This window comes from Pseudomonas sp. FIP_A4 (genome assembly GCF_036701605.1).
Lineage (GTDB): Bacteria > Pseudomonadota > Gammaproteobacteria > Pseudomonadales > Pseudomonadaceae > Stutzerimonas > Stutzerimonas phenolilytica.
This window is the reverse complement of record NZ_JAYDXP010000122.1, coordinates 258,524-274,119: the sequence shown is the minus strand read 5'-3', so window position 1 is coordinate 274,119 and position 15,596 is coordinate 258,524. Positions and strand designations below refer to the sequence as shown.

Below are 15,596 nucleotides of genomic sequence, written 5' to 3'. Positions count from 1 at the left end.
GTGCTCACGGCTGGCCGGATACCTACCCAGCCGAGCGAGGATTCGAACCGTTCTTTTATCCTGGCCGGCCGCATCGTTGAACGATACGCCGGCCGAACATCCCGTTTGAAAAGAGTGAATGACCATGCCGACCCTGAAATTGGCCGATGCCAGTCTGAACTACCGTTTCGATGGCGCCGAAGGCCTGCCGGTCCTGGTGCTCTCCAATTCGCTGGGCACCAGCCTGGGCATGTGGGATGAGCAGATTCCGGTGTTCGCCAACCATTTTCGCGTGCTGCGATACGACACCCGCGGCCACGGCGAATCGAGCGCCAGCCCCGGCCCCTACAGCATCGAACAGCTGGGCCGCGACGTGCTCGGTTTGCTCGATGGGCTGGGAATTGAGAGTTTTTCTTTCTGCGGACTGTCGATGGGCGGGTTGATTGGCCAGTGGCTGGCGCTCCATGCCGGTCCGCGCCTGCAGCGCCTGGTGCTGTGTAACACCGCCGCGAAGATCGGCACCGAACAAATCTGGAACGACCGCATCGAGACGGTACTCAGGGGGCAGCAGCAAGCCATGCGCGACATGCGCGACGCCTCCGTCGCACGCTGGTTCACTCCTGGCTTCGCCGAGCAGCACCCGGACATCGCGAGCCGTATCACCGACATGATCGCCAACACCTCACCGGACGGCTACGCCGCCAACTGCGCCGCCGTGCGCGATGCCGATTTCCGTGAGCAGCTAGCCGCCATCACCGCGCCCACCCTCGTGGTCTGTGGCGCCAAGGATCCGGTGACGACCGTGGAGCACGGTCAGTTCATCCGGGCACAAGTTGCCGGCGCGGAACTGGTAGCCTTCGAAGCCGCCCACCTCTCGAACGTCGAAGCTGGGCAAGCCTTCACCCAGCGCGTATTGGAATTCCTGCGCGGGTGAGACAGTGGAGAGAAGGTCATCTTGAAGACATAAAAAAGCCCTGTAAAAACAGGGCTTTTTTATTTCGTATCTGGAGCGGGCGAAGGGAATCGAACCCTCGTCATGAGCTTGGGAAGCTCAGGTAATGCCATTATACGACGCCCGCTTGAGGGTGCCTTTTTACCAGAAGGCCGCGCTGAAATGAAGCGCGGTGGCAGCTTTTTCTAGGATGGGCCACTCAGGTTCCCCTAAATCTGGGTGATTTCCTCGGCGGTGAGTGGGCGATAGCGCCCGGGCGCGAGGCTTGGGTCCAGTTGCACGGGGCCCATGCGCTCACGGTGCAGCGCGGTGACCCGGTTGCGGAAGTGGCCGAACATGCGTTTGACCTGATGGTAGCGGCCTTCGTGCAGGGTCAGGCGGGCGCGGCGCAGGCCGAGCAGTTCCAACTGGGCCGGCTGGGTGGTGAGGCCCTCGAAGCGGAAGTACAGGCCCTTGGCGAAGGCCTCGATGCAGGCGGGGTCGATCTCGTCCTCGGTGTCGACCAGGTAGACCTTGCTCTGCAGGCTGCTCGGCTGGGTCAGGCGGCGCGACCACTGGCCATCATTGGTAAGCAGCATCAGGCCGGTGGTGTTGAAGTCCAGGCGGCCAGCGATGTGCAGGTCATCCTTGTCAGGTTCGTCAATCAGGTCGATTACCGTGCGGTGCGACGTATCACGGGTGGCGCTGACGCAGCCGCTTGGCTTGTGCAGCATCAGGTAACGGGCAGTCTTTCCTGGCTGTAGCAGTGCACCGTCGAGTTCGATGCGATCGAACAGACGCACTTCCCGGTCCATCGCCCGGATCACCTCGCCATTCACCCGCGCGCGACCTTCGACGAGCAGACGCTGGACATCCTGGCGGCTGAGTCGCGCGCGGCCGGCGAGGTAGCGATCCAGGCGCATCAGGCTTTGGCTAGGTCTTCGCTGCGGGCGCAGCGTGGGCAGAGGCAGGCCTGGTTTCTGAGCGCAGGAGGGATGCGTTCGAGGGCGTCCTGGGCGATGGTGGCAGACATGCACCAGCACGGCTGTTGTGCACCGGGATCGCACTCGGCGCACTGGTTGGGTTGGCCGCAGAGCGGGCAACGGGAGGGTTCGACAGGCTCGCTCATGGCGTTTCCGTTGAAGCATCGGGTGTCGCCTGCCGGCGGCGGGCCGGCAGGCGACGCCGGGTTACATGACGCGCTGACCTGGCTTGGCGCCGGCGTCAGGGCTGAGCAAGTAAATTTCGCTGCCGCCGGGGCCCGCCGCCAGGACCATGCCCTCGGACAGGCCGAACTTCATCTTGCGCGGCGCCAGGTTGGCGACGTACAGGGTCAGGCGACCTTCCAACTTGCTCGGGTCCGGGTAGGCGCTCTTGATGCCGGAGAACACATTGCGCTTGGCGCCGCCGATGTCCAGCGTCAGGCGCAGCAGCTTGTCGGCGCCCTCGACCAGCTCGGCCTTCTCGATCAACGCGATGCGCAGATCGACCGCGGCGAAGGCATCGAAGTTGATTTCCGGCGCCAGCGGCTCCTTGACCAGTTCGCCGTTGCCTGCGGGAGCGGCGGGCGCGCTGGCCGCCAGGTCTTCCTTGGAGGCTTCGATCATGGCTTCGATCTTCGCCGGCTCGATACGCGTCATCAGCGGCGTGAAGGCGTTGAGCTGGTGGTTGGCCAGCAGCGTGGCATGGTCGTTCCAGCTCAGTGGCGCAACGTTGAGGAACTGTTCGGCGGCGGCGGCGAGGTTCGGTAGCACGGGCTTGAGGAAGATCACCAGCTGGCGGAACAGGTTGATGCCCCACGCACAGATTTCCTGCACCTCGGTCTGCTTGCCCTCGACCTTGTTCAGCGCCCAGGGCGCCTTGTCGGCGATCCAGGCGTTGGCGCGGTCGGCCAGGTGCATGATTTCGCGCATGGCACGGGCAAAATCACGCGCCTCGTAGGCTTCCGCGATGCTCGGCGCAGCGGCCTGGAAGGCAGCCCAGAGTTCCGGTTCGAGGTTGGCGTCGACCATCACGCCGCCATTGCCCTTGTGGATGAAGCCGGCGCAGCGGCTGGCGATGTTGACCACCTTGCCGACCAGGTCGGAATTGACCTTTTGCACGAAGTCCTCGAGGTTCAGATCGAGGTCGTCGACGCCGCGGCCGAGTTTGGAGGCGTAGTAGTACCGCAGGTATTCGGGATTGAGGTGCTCGAGATAGGTACGTGCCTTGATGAAGGTGCCGCGCGACTTGGACATCTTCTGCCCGTTCACCGTCAGGTAGCCATGCACGTTGACCGCGGTCGGCTTGCGGTAGCCGGCGCCTTCGAGCATGGCGGGCCAGAACAGGGTGTGGAAGTTGATGATGTCCTTGCCGATGAAGTGGTACAGCTCAGTGCTCGATTCCTTGGCCCAGAAAGTATCGAAGGAGAGCTCCGGGCGGCGCTTGCAGAGGTTCTGGAAGCTCGCCATGTAGCCGATCGGCGCGTCCAGCCACACGTAGAAGTACTTGCCCGGCTCGTCGGGAATCTCGAAGCCGAAGTAGGGCGCGTCACGGGAGATGTCCCACTCCTGCAGGCCGCCGTCCAGCCATTCGGCGATCTTGTTGGCCACCGATTCCTGCAGCGTGCCGCTGCGGGTCCACTCCTTGAGCATCGCCTCGAAGTCCGGCAGCTTGAAGAAGAAGTGCTTGGAGTCCTTGAGCACCGGGGTGGCGCCGGAGATCGCTGAGCGCGGGTCCTTCAGTTCGGTGGGCTCGTAGGTGGCGCCGCATTTTTCGCAGTTATCGCCGTACTGGTCCTCGGCGCCGCACTTGGGGCAGGTGCCCTTGATGAAGCGGTCGGCGAGGAACATGCCCTTCTCGGGGTCGAAGTACTGCGTCACCGAGCGGGTGGCGATGTGCCCGGCATCGCGCAGGCGGGTGTAGATCAGCTCGGCCAGCTCGCGGTTTTCCTCGGCATGGGTCGAGTGGAAGTTGTCGAAATCGACCAGGAAGTCGGCGAAGTCGGCGCTGTGCTCGGCCTGTACATTGGCGATCAGTTGTTCCGGTGTAATGCCTTCCTTCTCCGCGCGCAGCATGATCGCCGAGCCGTGGGCATCGTCGGCGCAGACGTAGATGCACTGGTTGCCGCGCAGCTTCTGAAAGCGCACCCACATGTCGGTCTGGATGTACTCGAGCATATGGCCGAGGTGGATCGAACCGTTGGCATAGGGGAGGGCGCTGGTAACGAGAATCTGGCGGGCTTCGGACATGGGATCTGCGTTCGGAATTACGAAAGAAAGGCTGCAACTATAAAGGTGTGTCGGGTTTTTTTCATCCGCGCAGCCGGCGCACGCAGCGCTCGGCGGCCGCTGCGGCTCTGCTGCGGTGGGCTGGAGGCTGACTGCGCGGTAATATGCCTGCCTGATTTGCTCGGTCTTTCTTGGGAGTAGCCATGTCCGTCACCCGTGAAGCTGTGGAAAACGTACTGCGCCAGTACACCGATCCCCACTTGAACCAGGATCCGGTCAGTGCCGGTTGCGTGCGTTCGATCGACGTTGGGGGGGAGCGCGTCGCCGTTCAGCTCGAGCTGGGCTACGCTGCGGGGTTGTTTCGCAGCGGTTGGGCGCAGATGTTGGCAATGGCGATCGAGGGGCTGGATGGCGTCGCCCGTGCCGACGTGCAGGTCGATTGCGTGATTCGCGCGCACAAGTCTCAGGAGCAAGTACCGGCATTGGCCAATGTGAAGAACATCATTGCCGTTTCCTCGGGCAAGGGGGGCGTCGGCAAATCCACCACCGCCGCCAATCTGGCGCTGGCGCTGGCCCGCGAAGGGGCGCGTGTCGGCATGCTGGACGCCGACATCTATGGGCCGAGCCAGGGCATCATGTTCGGCATCGCCGAGGGCACGCGCCCGCAGATTCGTGATGGCAAGGCCTTCGTGCCGTTGCAGGCCCACGGGGTGCAGGTGATGTCGATGGCGTTTCTGGCCGACGACAAGACCCCGATGGTCTGGCGCGGACCGATGGTGTCCGGCGCGTTGTTGCAGCTGATCACCCAGACCGCCTGGGACAACCTGGATTATCTGGTGATCGACATGCCGCCGGGCACCGGCGATATCCAGTTGACGCTGGCGCAGAAGGTGCCGGTGACCGGCGCGGTGATCGTCACCACGCCGCAGGACCTGGCGTTGCTGGATGCGAAGAAGGGCGTGGAGATGTTCCGCAAGGTGAATATCCCCGTTCTGGGTGTGGTGGAGAACATGGCTGTGCACATCTGTTCGAACTGCGGCCATGCCGAGCATCTGTTCGGTGAAGGTGGTGGCGAGAAATTGGCGGCCCAGTACAACGTCGACCTGCTGGCGTCGTTGCCGCTGTCGATGGCTATCCGCAGCCAGGCCGATGCGGGCACGCCGACCGTGATCGCCGACCCGGAAAGCCAGATCGCCATGATCTACCAGCAGATCGCCCGCACCGTCGGCGCTCGCATCGCTCAGAGCGGGCAGATCATTGCCCAGTCGATGCCGAAGATCGTGGTGTCTGACGATTGAGCCGGCAGTCTGCGGGTGGGGGGCAGCCCGCCGCCCGCAGACTGAAGGAAAATCGCAGGCATAAAAAAAGCCCCGCCGAAGCGGGGCTTTTTCAGAGAAGCTTCAGGTTAGATAACCTGAACTTCCTCAGCTTGCATGCCTTTCTGGCCGCGGGTAGCGACGAAGGAGACTTGCTGGCCTTCTTTCAGGCTCTTGAAGCCGTCACCCTGAATGGCACGGAAGTGTACGAAGAGGTCGTCACCGGATTGCGGAGTGATGAAGCCGAAGCCTTTCTCATCGTTGAACCACTTAACGGTACCGGTTTGGCGATTGGACATTTGATGTCTCCTTGAACCAAGTTTTGAAGAATAAAGTGCGGGCTAAAAGGCCCGAACATCACTGTGTGCAAGGAGATAGGAGTCGTATCGATATTTGGATCGAAATCTAAACATGTAGCGATTCACGGTGACACATGCAGCAGCAGCCCAGTAACAATACCGTTTTTCTGGAGCAAAGCGAGCTTTATTTTGGATTTCTTCGCCGTGCGGCCGCAGCTGGCTGTGACGGCCGTTGCGGCGTGCCAGAAGCCAGGCTTTGAACACCCGTGCCAGGCTCGGTAAGATGCGCCTCTTCGCAGGACCATTAACCTATTCAGGACGCCAGCCATGAGCATCAAATCGGACAAGTGGATTCGCCGCATGGCCCAGGATCACGGCATGATCGAGCCCTTCGTCGAGCGCCAGGTGCGCACCGAAGGCAGCGAGCGACTGATCTCCTATGGCGTCTCCAGCTACGGTTACGACGTGCGCTGCGCCGATGAATTCAAGGTGTTCACCAACATCCATTCGGCCACCGTGGATCCGAAGAATTTCGACGAGAAGAGCTTCGTGGATGTGAAGGGGCCGGTGTGCATCATTCCACCGAACTCCTTCGCGCTGGCGCGTACCGTCGAGTATTTCCGCATCCCGCGCGATGTGTTGACGATCTGCCTGGGCAAGAGCACCTACGCGCGTTGCGGCATCATCGTCAACGTCACGCCGCTGGAACCGGAGTGGGAAGGCCATGTGACGCTGGAGTTCTCCAACACCACCACGCTGCCGGCGAAGATCTATGCCAACGAAGGCGTGGCGCAGATGCTGTTCCTGCAGTCCGACGAGCCTTGTGAGGTGTCTTACCGCGACCGCGGCGGCAAGTATCAGGGGCAGCGCGGCGTGACCCTGCCCAAGGCCTGATGGACGAGGCGCCGCAGCCGGGACGCTCGCCCGGACTGCGGTGCTCTCATTGACGCTTCACGCGCCGAGATAGGCGTCGCGTACCTTCGGGTCGTTCAGCAGCTGCTCGCCGCTGCCCTGCATGACGATGCGCCCGTTCTCCAACACATAGCCCCGATCGGCCAGCCTGAGCGCCTGGTTGGCGTTCTGCTCGACGAGGAAAATCGTCACGCCATCCTCACGCAGCTGTTCGATGATGTCGAAGATCTGCTGGATGATGATCGGCGCCAGGCCCAGCGACGGTTCGTCCAGCAGCAGCAGCTTCGGTTTGCTCATCAGCGCCCGACCAATGGCCAGCATCTGCTGCTCGCCGCCGGACATGGTGCCGGCACGCTGCGCAAGGCGCTCCTGCAGGCGCGGGAACAGGTGCAACACCTTGTCCAACTGCTGCTGGTTGTCGGCCTTGCTGCCGAAGAATCCGCCCATCGCCAGATTCTCCTCGACGGTCAGGCGCGCAAACACCCTGCGTCCTTCCGGCACCACGGCGATGCTCTTGCGCATGATGTCGCAGCTTTGCTGGCCGACCAGTTCCTCGCCCTCGTAACGGATGCTGCCGCTCGCGGCCTGGGGCGAGCCGCAGAGCGTCATCAGCAGGGTCGACTTACCTGCACCGTTGGCGCCGATCAGCGTGACGATTTCGCCCCGCTCGACGTTGAGGCTGACGTCATGCAGCGCCTGGATCTTGCCGTAACAGGTGGAGACGTTATCGAAAGACAGCATGCTCACGCCTCCCCCAGATAGGCTTTGATTACGTCCGGATTGTTGCGGATCTGCTCCGGCGTACCGTCGGCCAGGGGGGTGCCCTGGTTGATGACGTAGATGTGGTCGGAAATGCTCATCACCAGCTTCATGTCGTGCTCGATCAGCAGAACGGTTACGCCGTGCTCCTCGCGCAGCAGGGCAATCAGTGCCTTGAGATCCTCGGTTTCCTTCGGGTTCAGGCCGGCCGCCGGCTCGTCGAGCATGAGGATGCGCGGGCGCGTCATCATGCAGCGGGCAATCTCCAAGCGGCGCTGCTGGCCGTAGGCGAGGGTGCCGGCCGGACGGTTGGCGATATCGGTCAGATTCACCTGCTCCAGCCAGTGCGCGGCGAAGTTCATGGCCTCCCGCTCGCTCTGACGGAACGCCGGCGTCTTCAGCAGGCCGGCGAGGAAGTTGGTGTTCAGGTGACGGTGCTGCGCCACCAGCAGGTTTTCCACGGCCGTCATGTCCTTGAACAGGCGGACGTTCTGGAACGTGCGCACCACGCCCTGGCGGGCGATCTTGTGGCCTGGCATGCCCTGAATCGGCGTGCCGTCGAGGAGAATCTCCCCGGCGGTCGGCTGGTAGAAGCCGGTCAGGCAGTTGAATACGGTGGTCTTGCCGGCGCCGTTGGGGCCGATCATCGAGACCACCTGTCTTTCCTTTACGCTCAGGGCCACATTGTTGACGGCCAGCAGGCCGCCGAAGCGCATGCTCAGGCCGCGTACTTCTAGAATCGGGCGGCTCATTGCTTCAGCTCCAGGTGGGGGCGTTGCATGGGCAGCAGGCCCTGCGGACGCCAGATCATCATCAGGACCATCAGTGCGCCGAACATCAGCATGCGGTACTCGCTGAATTCGCGCATTAGCTCGGGCAGCAGGATCATCACGACGGCCGCGAGAATCACGCCCAGCTGCGAGCCCATACCGCCCAGCACGACGATGGCGAGAATGATCGCCGACTCGATGAAGGTGAAGGATTCCGGCGACACCAGCCCCTGGCGCGCGGCAAAGAAGCTCCCGGCAAAGCCGGCGAACGTGGCGCCGAGGGTGAACGCCGACAGCTTGATCACCGTGGGATTCATGCCCAGAGCACGGCAGGCGATTTCGTCCTCGCGCAGCGCTTCCCAGGCGCGGCCGATCGGCATGCGCAGCAGGCGGTTGATGACGAACAGTGTCAGCAATACCAGCAACAGGGCGATCAGGTAGAGGAAGATCACCTTGTTCACCGAGTTGTAGGCCACCCCGAAGTACTCGTGGAAGGTCTGCATGCCCTCGGCGGCGCGGCGCTCGAACGACAGACCGAACAGCGACGGTTTGTCGATGCCGCTGATGCCGTTGGGGCCGCCGGTCAGGTCGGTCATGTTGCGCAGCAGCAGGCGGATGATCTCGCCGAAGCCGAGCGTCACGATGGCCAGGTAGTCGCCACGCAGGCGCAGCACCGGGAAGCCCAGCAGAAAGCCGAACAGCGCAGCCATCGCCCCGGCGATGGGCAGCGCCGTCCAGAAACCGACGCCGTAGTAGTGCGAGAGCAGCGCGTAGGTATAGGCGCCCACGGCGTAGAAGCCCACGTAGCCCAGGTCGAGCAGCCCGGCCAGACCGACGACGATGTTCAGGCCGAGGCCGAGCATCACGTAGATCAGGATCAGCGTGGCAATGTCCACCGCGCCGCGTGAGCCGTAGAACGGCCACACCAGCGCCACCAGCACCAGGCCGATGATGATGTAGCGTTGCGTGGAGGGCAGGGTGAGGAAGTTGCCGGTGCCGGCCGGAATGCTCGGCAGACTCGTGCTGGCCGCCCAGCCGGCGGGCAGGCGCGTACGCACCAGCTGCCAGAAGAACATCGCTACGGCGCACGCGGCGATGATCCAGAACGTCAGCGCGTCCGCACCATGCACCTCTACCTTGATACCTACCGTGGTGAGCTTCACGCCAAGTACCGGCACCGCGACGGCGATTACCAGCAGGGCGCTGAAAAACGCTGTACGAAGATTGCGCGTCATACCTTTTCCACCTCCGGGCGACCGAGGATGCCGGTGGGGCGGAACAGCAGGACGAGCACCAGCAGGCTGAATGCCACGACATCCTTGTACTGGTCGCCGAACAGATCGGCACCGAAGGCCTCGGCCACGCCGAGCACCAGACCGCCGAGCATCGCGCCCGGTATGCTGCCGATGCCGCCGAGCACCGCGGCGGTGAACGCCTTGATGCCGGCGAGGAAGCCGATGTGCGGGTTGATCACGCCGTACTGCATGCTGATCAGCACCGCCGCGATGGCCGCCAGCGCCGCGCCGATGACGAACGTCAGGGCGATGATGTTGTTGGTGTTGATGCCCAGCAGATTGGCCATCTTGATGTCTTCCGCGCAGGCGCGGCAGGCGCGTCCCAGCCGCGAGCGCGAGATGAACAGCGTCAGGCCGTACATGGTGATGAAAGTCACGATGAAGATCGCCACCTGCATGTAGGAGATCGTCACGCCGTTCATGGTGCTTTCACCGAGCACGAAGTTGCCCGGCATCAGATTGGGGATGGCCTTGTCCTTGGAGTCCTGGGCCAGCAGCACGACGTTTTGCAGGAAGATCGACATGCCGATCGCCGAGATCAGCGGAATCAGCCGGTTACTGCCACGCAGCGGGCGATAGGCGACCCGTTCGATGCTGTAACCGTAGGCGCTGGTAACGATCATGCTGGCGAGGAAGGCGCCGATCATGAGGAGCGGCAAGGCATCCAGACCCAGCATGGACAGGCCGATGATGGCGATGAAGGCAACATACGAGCCGATCATGTACACCTCGCCGTGAGCGAAGTTGATCATGCCGATGATGCCGTACACCATCGTGTAGCCGATGGCGATCAAGGCATAGGTGCTGCCAACGGTGAGGCCGTTGATCAGCTGTTGTAGGTAATGGTAAAGCTCAGGCATCACTGCTCTCCCGAAGTCCCTGCAATTTCATTCCGGTTGGCTGCGCTGCCCACATCGAACACGCCGCACACCCGCGCGGCGCTACTACGGTACGACGACGCGCGGATCACGCGCGGTGCCGGTTCGAGGCGGGCCTGCGGTTCAGGCCGCTCGTCGGATTACAGGTATGGCAAGGCGGCCCGATGCTTGTGGCAGGGCCGCCCGCTAAGACAAAGCCCACGGCAAGTGGGCTTTGCGAGGCTGATGGAAATTACTTGGCTTCGGTCTTGGTGCCGTCCTGGTGCCATTCGTAGACGACGAAGTTGAAGTTCTTCAGGTCGCCTTTCTCGTCGAATTCCAGCGCGCCGGTCGGGGTGTCGAAGGTGTTGCTGCGCAGCGCCTCGGCCACCTTGTCGGTGTCGGTACTGCCGGCCTTCTCGATGCCTTCGGCGATCACCTGCACTGCGGCGTAGGCCGGGAACACGAACGGACCGCTCGGGTCCTGCTTCTTGGCCTTGAAGGCTTCGACGAGCTGCTGGTTTTTCGGATCTTCGTTGAAGGATTTCGGCAGGGTCACGTACATGCCTTCGGAAGCCGGGCCGGCGATGGCGGAGATTTCCGAGTTACCCACGCCTTCCGGGCCCATGAAGCGCACGTTCAGGCCTTTTTCCTTCGCCTGGCGCAGCAGCAGACCGAGTTCCGGGTGGTAGCCGCCGTAGTAGACGAAGTCCACGCCTTCGCGCTTGAGCTTGGCAATCAGCGAAGAGAAGTCCTTGTCGCCGGCGTTGATGCCTTCGAACAGGCCGACCTTGATGTTCTTGCTTTCCAGCGTCTGCTTGACGGCGGTGGCGATGCCTTCGCCGTACTGCTGCTTGTCGTGGATGACCGCGACGTTCTTCGGCTTGACGTGATCGGCGATGAAGTTGCCGGCGGTCGGACCTTGCAGGCTGTCCAGGCCGATGGTGCGGAAGATCAGCTGATAGCCGCGCGAGGTGATGTCCGGGCTGGTGGAGGCCGCGGTAATCATCAGGATGCCTTCGTCCTCGTAGATATCGGACGCCGGCTGAGTGGAGCTGGAGCAGAGGTGGCCGACCACGAACTGCACGCCGTCGTTGACGATCTTGTTGGCGACTGCCACGGCCTGCTTCGGATCGCAGGCGTCGTCGTAGCGTATGCCCTCGAGTTTTTGGCCGTTCACCCCGCCGGCCTTGTTGATCTGCTCGATGGCCATCTCGGCCCCAATGAACTGCATGTCCCCGTACTGCGCGACCGATCCGGTCACCGGGCCGGCCATCGCGATCCGGATGGTATCGGCCGCAACCGTGTAACTGGCGGTGCCGCTCAAAACGAGGGCGAGAACGAGTTTGGACAGACGCTGGTTGCTCTTCATATGCGCTCCACTTGCATCATTATTGTTTGGATCCTGCATGTCGCAGAGGCGTTACGGGCCGATCGTCCCGGAACGGTGCGGCAACTGTACCGGCACAGTGTAGAAGTGTCTCCTCTCTTTGCACAGCCGGCAGAACTGGGCGTTTTGACCGACACGGCGCCGCGTTATGATGGCCCCCCCCTCACTCGGGTAGCTCCCATGACCGACGATGTAAGCACTCTCTATGCCAAGCTTTTGGGCGAAACGGCGCCGATTACCTGGGAAGAACTGCAGCCGTTCTTCGCCCGTGGCGCGCTCCTGCGGGTCGCGAACGATTTCGATCTGGTCGAGGTAGCGCTCGCCGTGGCGCAGGACGATCGCGCCAAGGTTGCGGCCTGGCTGGAAGGCGGTCAGCTGCTGAGAATGGATGCGCCGCAGGCGCAGGACTGGCTGGAGCGCGATCCGCAGCTATGGGCGGTGGTCGTCGCGCCCTGGGTGCTGGCGCAGGAGCGGGGGGTGCGGCCGGCCGTGCACTGAGACGGTGCGCCTGTGGGGGACGCGGCGATTATCCGCGCACCCAGCGCTGCCGCGCCCAACCGCTGAGGGCGTCGACCGCCAGCACCATCAGCAGCATGGCGATGATCACCGTCGAGGCCTGGGCCTCCTGGAACAGGCTGAGGCTCATGTGCAGCATCTGCCCCAGGCCGCCGGCACCGACGAAGCCGAGCACGCTCGCCATGCGGATATTGTTTTCCCAGCGATACAGCGTGTAGGCCACCAGCTGCGGCCACAGGCTGGGCAGGGTGCCGTAGCAGAAGGCGACGACGCGTCCGCCGCCGTTCAGCCGCAGCGCATCGGCCGGTGCCGGCGGGGTGTTTTCCAGCGCCTCGGCGAACAGTCGGCCGAGCACGCCGGCGGTGTGCAGGGCCAGGGCGAGGGTGCCGGCATTCGGCCCGAGCCCGGCAGCGAGCACCATCAGCGCCGCCCAGACCAGTTCCGGAATCGCCCGCAGCGCGTTGAGCAGCAGTCGTGCCGCCGCCTGGGCGGCTCGGCCGAAGCGCCCGGCAGCGGGCAACGCCAGCAGCAGGCCCAGCAAAGCGGCGAGCAAAGTACCGATGGCCGACATCGCCAGGGTTTCCAGCGCGCCCCGGCCGATGGCGCGCAGATGCGCCGGTGACAGGTCGGGATCGAGAAAGCCCGCCGCATATGCGGCCATCTGCCCGAGCCCTTCGCGCCCGAACAACGTGGCGGTGTCCAGGTGCAGATAGGCGAAGGCGGCGACCACGGCCGCGAGCAGCGCCAGCGGAATCAGCAGACGGGCCAGGAGCTTCATGCGAACCTCCAGCGCAGCAGCCGGCTGAGCAGGTCGGCCAACAGCACCAGGGCGAGGAAGGTCAGCAGCATGCTGGCGACCTCGCCACCGGCGAACATGCGCATCGACAGGTCCATCTGCTGACCCAGCCCGCCGGCGCCGACGAAGCCCATCACCACCGAGGCGCGTACCGCGCATTCCCAGCGATAGACCGAGTACGACAGCATCTCCCCGGTCGCCTGCGGCAGCACGCCATAGCAGAACGCCTGCAGGCGCGAACTGCCGGCGGCGAGCAGCGCCCGCGCCGGTTGCGGATCGACCGACTCAAAGATTTCCGCATAGACCTTGCCGAGCATGCCAGCGTAGGTGATGGCGATGGCCAGCACGCCAGCGGTCGGGCCGAGGCCGACCGCGCGGACGAACAGCAGCGCCCAGACGATTTCCGGGATGCTGCGCAGCACGATCAGCAGGCCGCGCGCCGGCCAGCGCAGCGCCTGGGCCCACCATGCCGGGCGGCCGCCTCGGCTGAGCGCCGAAAGCGACAGCGCGCGCGTGGCCAGCAGCGCACCGGGCAGGGCGATCAGCAGCGCCAGCGCCATGCCGGCGGTGGCGATGGCCAGGGTCTCCAGCGTGGCCTGCGCCAGCAGTGCAAGGAATGGCTGGTCGTGCGCCGGCGGCCAGAAACCGGTGAGGAATACGCCCATGGTCTGCGCATTGCTGCCATCGAACAGCACGCCGAGGTCCAGCTCGCTGAGCGAAAGTCCCGGCCACAGCAGCGTCAGCGCCAGCAGTGTGAGCAGCAGGCGCGCCGGCGCCGCCGGGTCGCGGGTGACAGTGGGGTTCAGCATCGCGGGATATGCAGGGGCGGCGCGAAGGCCGTGGCCGGAATCGGCGAATGGGCCAGCTGCTCGTTGGCATACAACGCCGCCAGCTCTTCGGCCGTGACCGCGGCGGCTGGTTTGTCGAACAGGATGCGCCCGGTGCGCACGCCGACGATCCGAGGGAAATGCTGCAACGCCAGCTCGACGGCGTGCAGGCTGGCCAGCAGCGTGGCGTTGCGTTGCTGCGCCTCGCGGTTGAGTACGCCGAGGGTGTGGCTGGCGAGCACCGGGTCCATCGCCGAAACCGGCTCGTCGGCGAGGACCAGCGCCGGCGCCTGATAGAGCACACGGGCGATGCCGACGCGCTGCAGCTGGCCGCCGGAGAGCTGGTCGCAGCGCATGTAGAGCTTGTCGGCCAGATCCAGCCGGCCCAGCTCGGCCGCGGCGCCGGCAGCGTCCAGCGGGTAGATCAGGCTGAGCAGGCTGCGGCCGAGCGACCATTGGCCGAGGCGTCCCGCGAGCACTGCAGTGACTACCCGCTGCCGCGGCGGCAGCGGCGGCGCCTGGTGAATCAGCCCGATGCGCGCGCGCAGCCGCTGGCGTTGCGCGACGGATAGCGCCCACGGGCGCTGGCCGAGCAGTTCCAGCTCGCCGCACTGCGGTTTCAGCGCGGTCGCCAGCAGGCGCAGCAGGGTGGTCTTGCCGGCGCCGGACGGTCCGATGATGGCCACCCGTTCGCCCTGGGCGACCCGCAATTCGATGTCGCACAGCGCAGCCTGACCGTCGGCGTGGGTATGGCCTACGCCGCTCAGGCTGACGATCACTTCAGCAGGCCGGCAGCGCGCGCGGCTTGCTCGATGCCTTCGTAGTTTTCCGGCTTGGTCGCGATGAAGCGGCTGGCCGCCTGCAGGTCGAGGATCGCCTTGTGTTCCGGGTTGGCCGGGTCGAGCGCGAGGAAGGCTGCCTTGATCTTCTCGGCCAGGGCCGGCTCGAGGGTGCCGCGCACGGTCCAGTTGTAGTCGTAGTAGGTCGGCGTGGTGGCGAAGACGCGCACCTTGTCGGTGTTCACCTTGCCGGCGGCGACCAGCTTGTCCCACACCGAGGCGTTCAGCACGCCGGCGTCGGCCTTGCCGGCCTCGACCCAGGCGGCGGTGGCGTCATGCGCGCCGGAATAGGCGATGCGGGAGAAGAGCTGTTCCGGTTCGATGCCGTCCTTGAGCATGAAATAGCGCGGCATCAGGCTGCCCGAGGTCGAGGACACCGAGCCGAAGGCGAAGGTTTTGCCCTTGAGATCCTGCAACGATTTGACCGCGGGATCGGCGGTGATGAACTTGCTGGTGAACTGCTCGTCCTGCTCGCGCTGCACCAGCGGTATGGCATTGCCGGTCTTCAGGCGCGTCTGCACGAAGGTGAAGCCGCCCAGCCAGGCCATGTCCAGACGGTCGGAGGCCAGCGCCTCGACCACGGCGGCGTAGTCGGATACCGGGGTGAATTTGACCGGCATGCCGAGTTCCTTCTCCAGGTACTCGCCCAGTGGCTTGAACTTGCGGATCAGTTCGGTCGGGGCTTCGTCGGGGATCGCAGAGACCCGCAGGGTTTCGGCGGCATGGAGGGCGGTGACGGACAGGGACAGGGCAAGGCCGGCGACGGCTGCCAGGGAGCGCTTGAGCATTGAGGGTTCTCCGGTTCAATGGCGGAAAAAGCGCGGCGATTATAGGTGCGGACGGTCGCGCTTAGCCATGATCGGTTTTCGCGCCTAGAATCGGCACCTTCGCCGTTCTCCGA

17 protein-coding genes and 1 tRNA gene are annotated in these 15,596 nt (G+C 64.2%); 4 read left to right on the top strand and 14 right to left on the bottom strand.

What is annotated here, in order from left to right; all coding sequences use genetic code 11:
* Nucleotides 1-124: 124 nt before the first annotated feature.
* Nucleotides 125-913, top strand: a complete 789-nt coding sequence (pcaD, locus tag U8L64_RS11350) for a 3-oxoadipate enol-lactonase (protein WP_043295971.1) — start codon at nt 125-127, stop codon at nt 911-913.
* Nucleotides 914-984: 71 nt separating this feature from the next.
* Here pcaD and U8L64_RS11345 read toward each other — a convergent pair.
* From U8L64_RS11345 to metG, 4 genes are all read right to left on the bottom strand, one after another.
* Nucleotides 985-1,058: transfer RNA gene (locus tag U8L64_RS11345), tRNA-Gly, on the bottom strand.
* Nucleotides 1,059-1,140: 82 nt separating this feature from the next.
* Entirely contained in the window at nt 1,141-1,833 is a 693-nt protein-coding gene (locus tag U8L64_RS11340; protein WP_077683584.1) for a pseudouridine synthase, read from the bottom strand.
* Nucleotides 1,833-2,039, bottom strand: a complete 207-nt coding sequence (locus tag U8L64_RS11335) for a cysteine-rich CWC family protein (protein WP_077683583.1) — start codon at nt 2,037-2,039, stop codon at nt 1,833-1,835. Before U8L64_RS11335 ends, U8L64_RS11340 begins: the two co-directional genes overlap by 1 nt.
* Nucleotides 2,040-2,100: 61 nt before the next feature.
* Nucleotides 2,101-4,140 (bottom strand): methionine--tRNA ligase, encoded by a 2,040-nt coding sequence (gene metG / locus U8L64_RS11330; RefSeq protein WP_333397390.1) that lies wholly within the window; start codon nt 4,138-4,140, stop codon nt 2,101-2,103.
* A gap of 182 nt (nt 4,141-4,322) precedes the next feature.
* Here metG and apbC point away from each other — a divergent pair, with 182 nt between their 5' ends.
* Entirely contained in the window at nt 4,323-5,417 is a 1,095-nt protein-coding gene (gene apbC, locus U8L64_RS11325) for an iron-sulfur cluster carrier protein ApbC (RefSeq protein ID WP_333397387.1), read from the top strand.
* A gap of 107 nt (nt 5,418-5,524) precedes the next feature.
* On the opposite strand, the gene U8L64_RS11320 is transcribed toward apbC, so the two are convergent.
* Nucleotides 5,525-5,734: a cold-shock protein gene (locus U8L64_RS11320; protein ID WP_003282211.1), complete on the bottom strand. Its 210-nt coding sequence runs from the start codon at nt 5,732-5,734 to the stop codon at nt 5,525-5,527.
* Between the two features lie 327 nt (nt 5,735-6,061).
* Between U8L64_RS11320 and dcd the strand changes: the two genes are divergently transcribed.
* Nucleotides 6,062-6,628, top strand: a complete 567-nt coding sequence (gene dcd / locus U8L64_RS11315) for a dCTP deaminase (protein WP_043295975.1) — start codon at nt 6,062-6,064, stop codon at nt 6,626-6,628.
* Nucleotides 6,629-6,685: 57 nt separating this feature from the next.
* Here dcd and U8L64_RS11310 read toward each other — a convergent pair whose 3' ends face one another.
* The 5 genes from U8L64_RS11310 to U8L64_RS11290 form a co-directional block, all read right to left on the bottom strand.
* Nucleotides 6,686-7,387 carry an ABC transporter ATP-binding protein gene (locus U8L64_RS11310; protein WP_043295976.1) on the bottom strand — a complete coding sequence of 234 codons (702 nt, stop codon included), beginning with the start codon at nt 7,385-7,387 and terminating at the stop codon, nt 6,686-6,688.
* Nucleotides 7,388-7,389: 2 nt separating this feature from the next.
* Nucleotides 7,390-8,157 carry a high-affinity branched-chain amino acid ABC transporter ATP-binding protein LivG gene (gene livG, locus U8L64_RS11305; protein WP_102827390.1) on the bottom strand — a complete coding sequence of 256 codons (768 nt, stop codon included), beginning with the start codon at nt 8,155-8,157 and terminating at the stop codon, nt 7,390-7,392.
* Nucleotides 8,154-9,410: a high-affinity branched-chain amino acid ABC transporter permease LivM gene (locus U8L64_RS11300; protein WP_043295978.1), complete on the bottom strand. Its 1,257-nt coding sequence runs from the start codon at nt 9,408-9,410 to the stop codon at nt 8,154-8,156. The genes livG and U8L64_RS11300 overlap by 4 nt, the downstream gene beginning before the upstream one ends.
* Nucleotides 9,407-10,330, bottom strand: a complete 924-nt coding sequence (livH, locus tag U8L64_RS11295; protein WP_043295979.1) for a high-affinity branched-chain amino acid ABC transporter permease LivH — start codon at nt 10,328-10,330, stop codon at nt 9,407-9,409. The genes U8L64_RS11300 and livH overlap by 4 nt, the downstream gene beginning before the upstream one ends.
* 250 nt (nt 10,331-10,580) lie before the next feature.
* Nucleotides 10,581-11,699, bottom strand: a complete 1,119-nt coding sequence (locus U8L64_RS11290; protein WP_043295980.1) for a branched-chain amino acid ABC transporter substrate-binding protein — start codon at nt 11,697-11,699, stop codon at nt 10,581-10,583.
* 198 nt (nt 11,700-11,897) lie between these two features.
* Here U8L64_RS11290 and U8L64_RS11285 point away from each other — a divergent pair, with 198 nt between their 5' ends.
* The gene (locus U8L64_RS11285) at nt 11,898-12,215 is read left to right on the top strand and encodes a DUF2288 domain-containing protein (protein ID WP_008566728.1); all 318 of its coding nucleotides are present in this window, start codon (nt 11,898-11,900) and stop codon (nt 12,213-12,215) included.
* A gap of 28 nt (nt 12,216-12,243) precedes the next feature.
* Here U8L64_RS11285 and phnE read toward each other — a convergent pair whose 3' ends face one another.
* The 4 genes from phnE to U8L64_RS11265 are packed head-to-tail and all read right to left on the bottom strand — an operon-like array spanning nt 12,244 to nt 15,483.
* Entirely contained in the window at nt 12,244-13,011 is a 768-nt protein-coding gene (gene phnE, locus U8L64_RS11280; RefSeq protein ID WP_043295981.1) for a phosphonate ABC transporter, permease protein PhnE, read from the bottom strand.
* Nucleotides 13,008-13,838 carry a PhnE/PtxC family ABC transporter permease gene (locus tag U8L64_RS11275; protein WP_043295982.1) on the bottom strand — a complete coding sequence of 277 codons (831 nt, stop codon included), beginning with the start codon at nt 13,836-13,838 and terminating at the stop codon, nt 13,008-13,010. Before U8L64_RS11275 ends, phnE begins: the two co-directional genes overlap by 4 nt.
* Nucleotides 13,832-14,635 carry a phosphonate ABC transporter ATP-binding protein gene (locus U8L64_RS11270; protein WP_333397352.1) on the bottom strand — a complete coding sequence of 268 codons (804 nt, stop codon included), beginning with the start codon at nt 14,633-14,635 and terminating at the stop codon, nt 13,832-13,834. Before U8L64_RS11270 ends, U8L64_RS11275 begins: the two co-directional genes overlap by 7 nt.
* On the bottom strand, nt 14,632-15,483 hold the full coding sequence (locus tag U8L64_RS11265; RefSeq protein WP_333397349.1) for a putative selenate ABC transporter substrate-binding protein: 852 nt from the start codon (nt 15,481-15,483) through the stop codon (nt 14,632-14,634). The genes U8L64_RS11270 and U8L64_RS11265 overlap by 4 nt, the downstream gene beginning before the upstream one ends.
* Between the last annotated feature and the right edge of the window lie 113 nt (nt 15,484-15,596).

What these genes read in the sequence shown, in the direction of transcription:
- pcaD (WP_043295971.1), top strand. Translation starts at nt 125, where the DNA reads ATGCCGACCCTGAAATTGGCCGATGCCAGTCTGAACTACCGTTTCGAT.
- U8L64_RS11340 (WP_077683584.1), bottom strand. Translation starts at nt 1,833, where the DNA reads ATGCGCCTGGATCGCTACCTCGCCGGCCGCGCGCGACTCAGCCGCCAG.
- U8L64_RS11335 (WP_077683583.1), bottom strand. Translation starts at nt 2,039, where the DNA reads ATGAGCGAGCCTGTCGAACCCTCCCGTTGCCCGCTCTGCGGCCAACCC.
- metG (WP_333397390.1), bottom strand. Translation starts at nt 4,140, where the DNA reads ATGTCCGAAGCCCGCCAGATTCTCGTTACCAGCGCCCTCCCCTATGCC.
- apbC (WP_333397387.1), top strand. Translation starts at nt 4,323, where the DNA reads ATGTCCGTCACCCGTGAAGCTGTGGAAAACGTACTGCGCCAGTACACC.
- U8L64_RS11320 (WP_003282211.1), bottom strand. Translation starts at nt 5,734, where the DNA reads ATGTCCAATCGCCAAACCGGTACCGTTAAGTGGTTCAACGATGAGAAA.
- dcd (WP_043295975.1), top strand. Translation starts at nt 6,062, where the DNA reads ATGAGCATCAAATCGGACAAGTGGATTCGCCGCATGGCCCAGGATCAC.
- U8L64_RS11310 (WP_043295976.1), bottom strand. Translation starts at nt 7,387, where the DNA reads ATGCTGTCTTTCGATAACGTCTCCACCTGTTACGGCAAGATCCAGGCG.
- livG (WP_102827390.1), bottom strand. Translation starts at nt 8,157, where the DNA reads ATGAGCCGCCCGATTCTAGAAGTACGCGGCCTGAGCATGCGCTTCGGC.
- U8L64_RS11300 (WP_043295978.1), bottom strand. Translation starts at nt 9,410, where the DNA reads ATGACGCGCAATCTTCGTACAGCGTTTTTCAGCGCCCTGCTGGTAATC.
- livH (WP_043295979.1), bottom strand. Translation starts at nt 10,330, where the DNA reads ATGCCTGAGCTTTACCATTACCTACAACAGCTGATCAACGGCCTCACC.
- U8L64_RS11290 (WP_043295980.1), bottom strand. Translation starts at nt 11,699, where the DNA reads ATGAAGAGCAACCAGCGTCTGTCCAAACTCGTTCTCGCCCTCGTTTTG.
- U8L64_RS11285 (WP_008566728.1), top strand. Translation starts at nt 11,898, where the DNA reads ATGACCGACGATGTAAGCACTCTCTATGCCAAGCTTTTGGGCGAAACG.
- phnE (WP_043295981.1), bottom strand. Translation starts at nt 13,011, where the DNA reads ATGAAGCTCCTGGCCCGTCTGCTGATTCCGCTGGCGCTGCTCGCGGCC.
- U8L64_RS11275 (WP_043295982.1), bottom strand. Translation starts at nt 13,838, where the DNA reads ATGCTGAACCCCACTGTCACCCGCGACCCGGCGGCGCCGGCGCGCCTG.
- U8L64_RS11265 (WP_333397349.1), bottom strand. Translation starts at nt 15,483, where the DNA reads ATGCTCAAGCGCTCCCTGGCAGCCGTCGCCGGCCTTGCCCTGTCCCTG.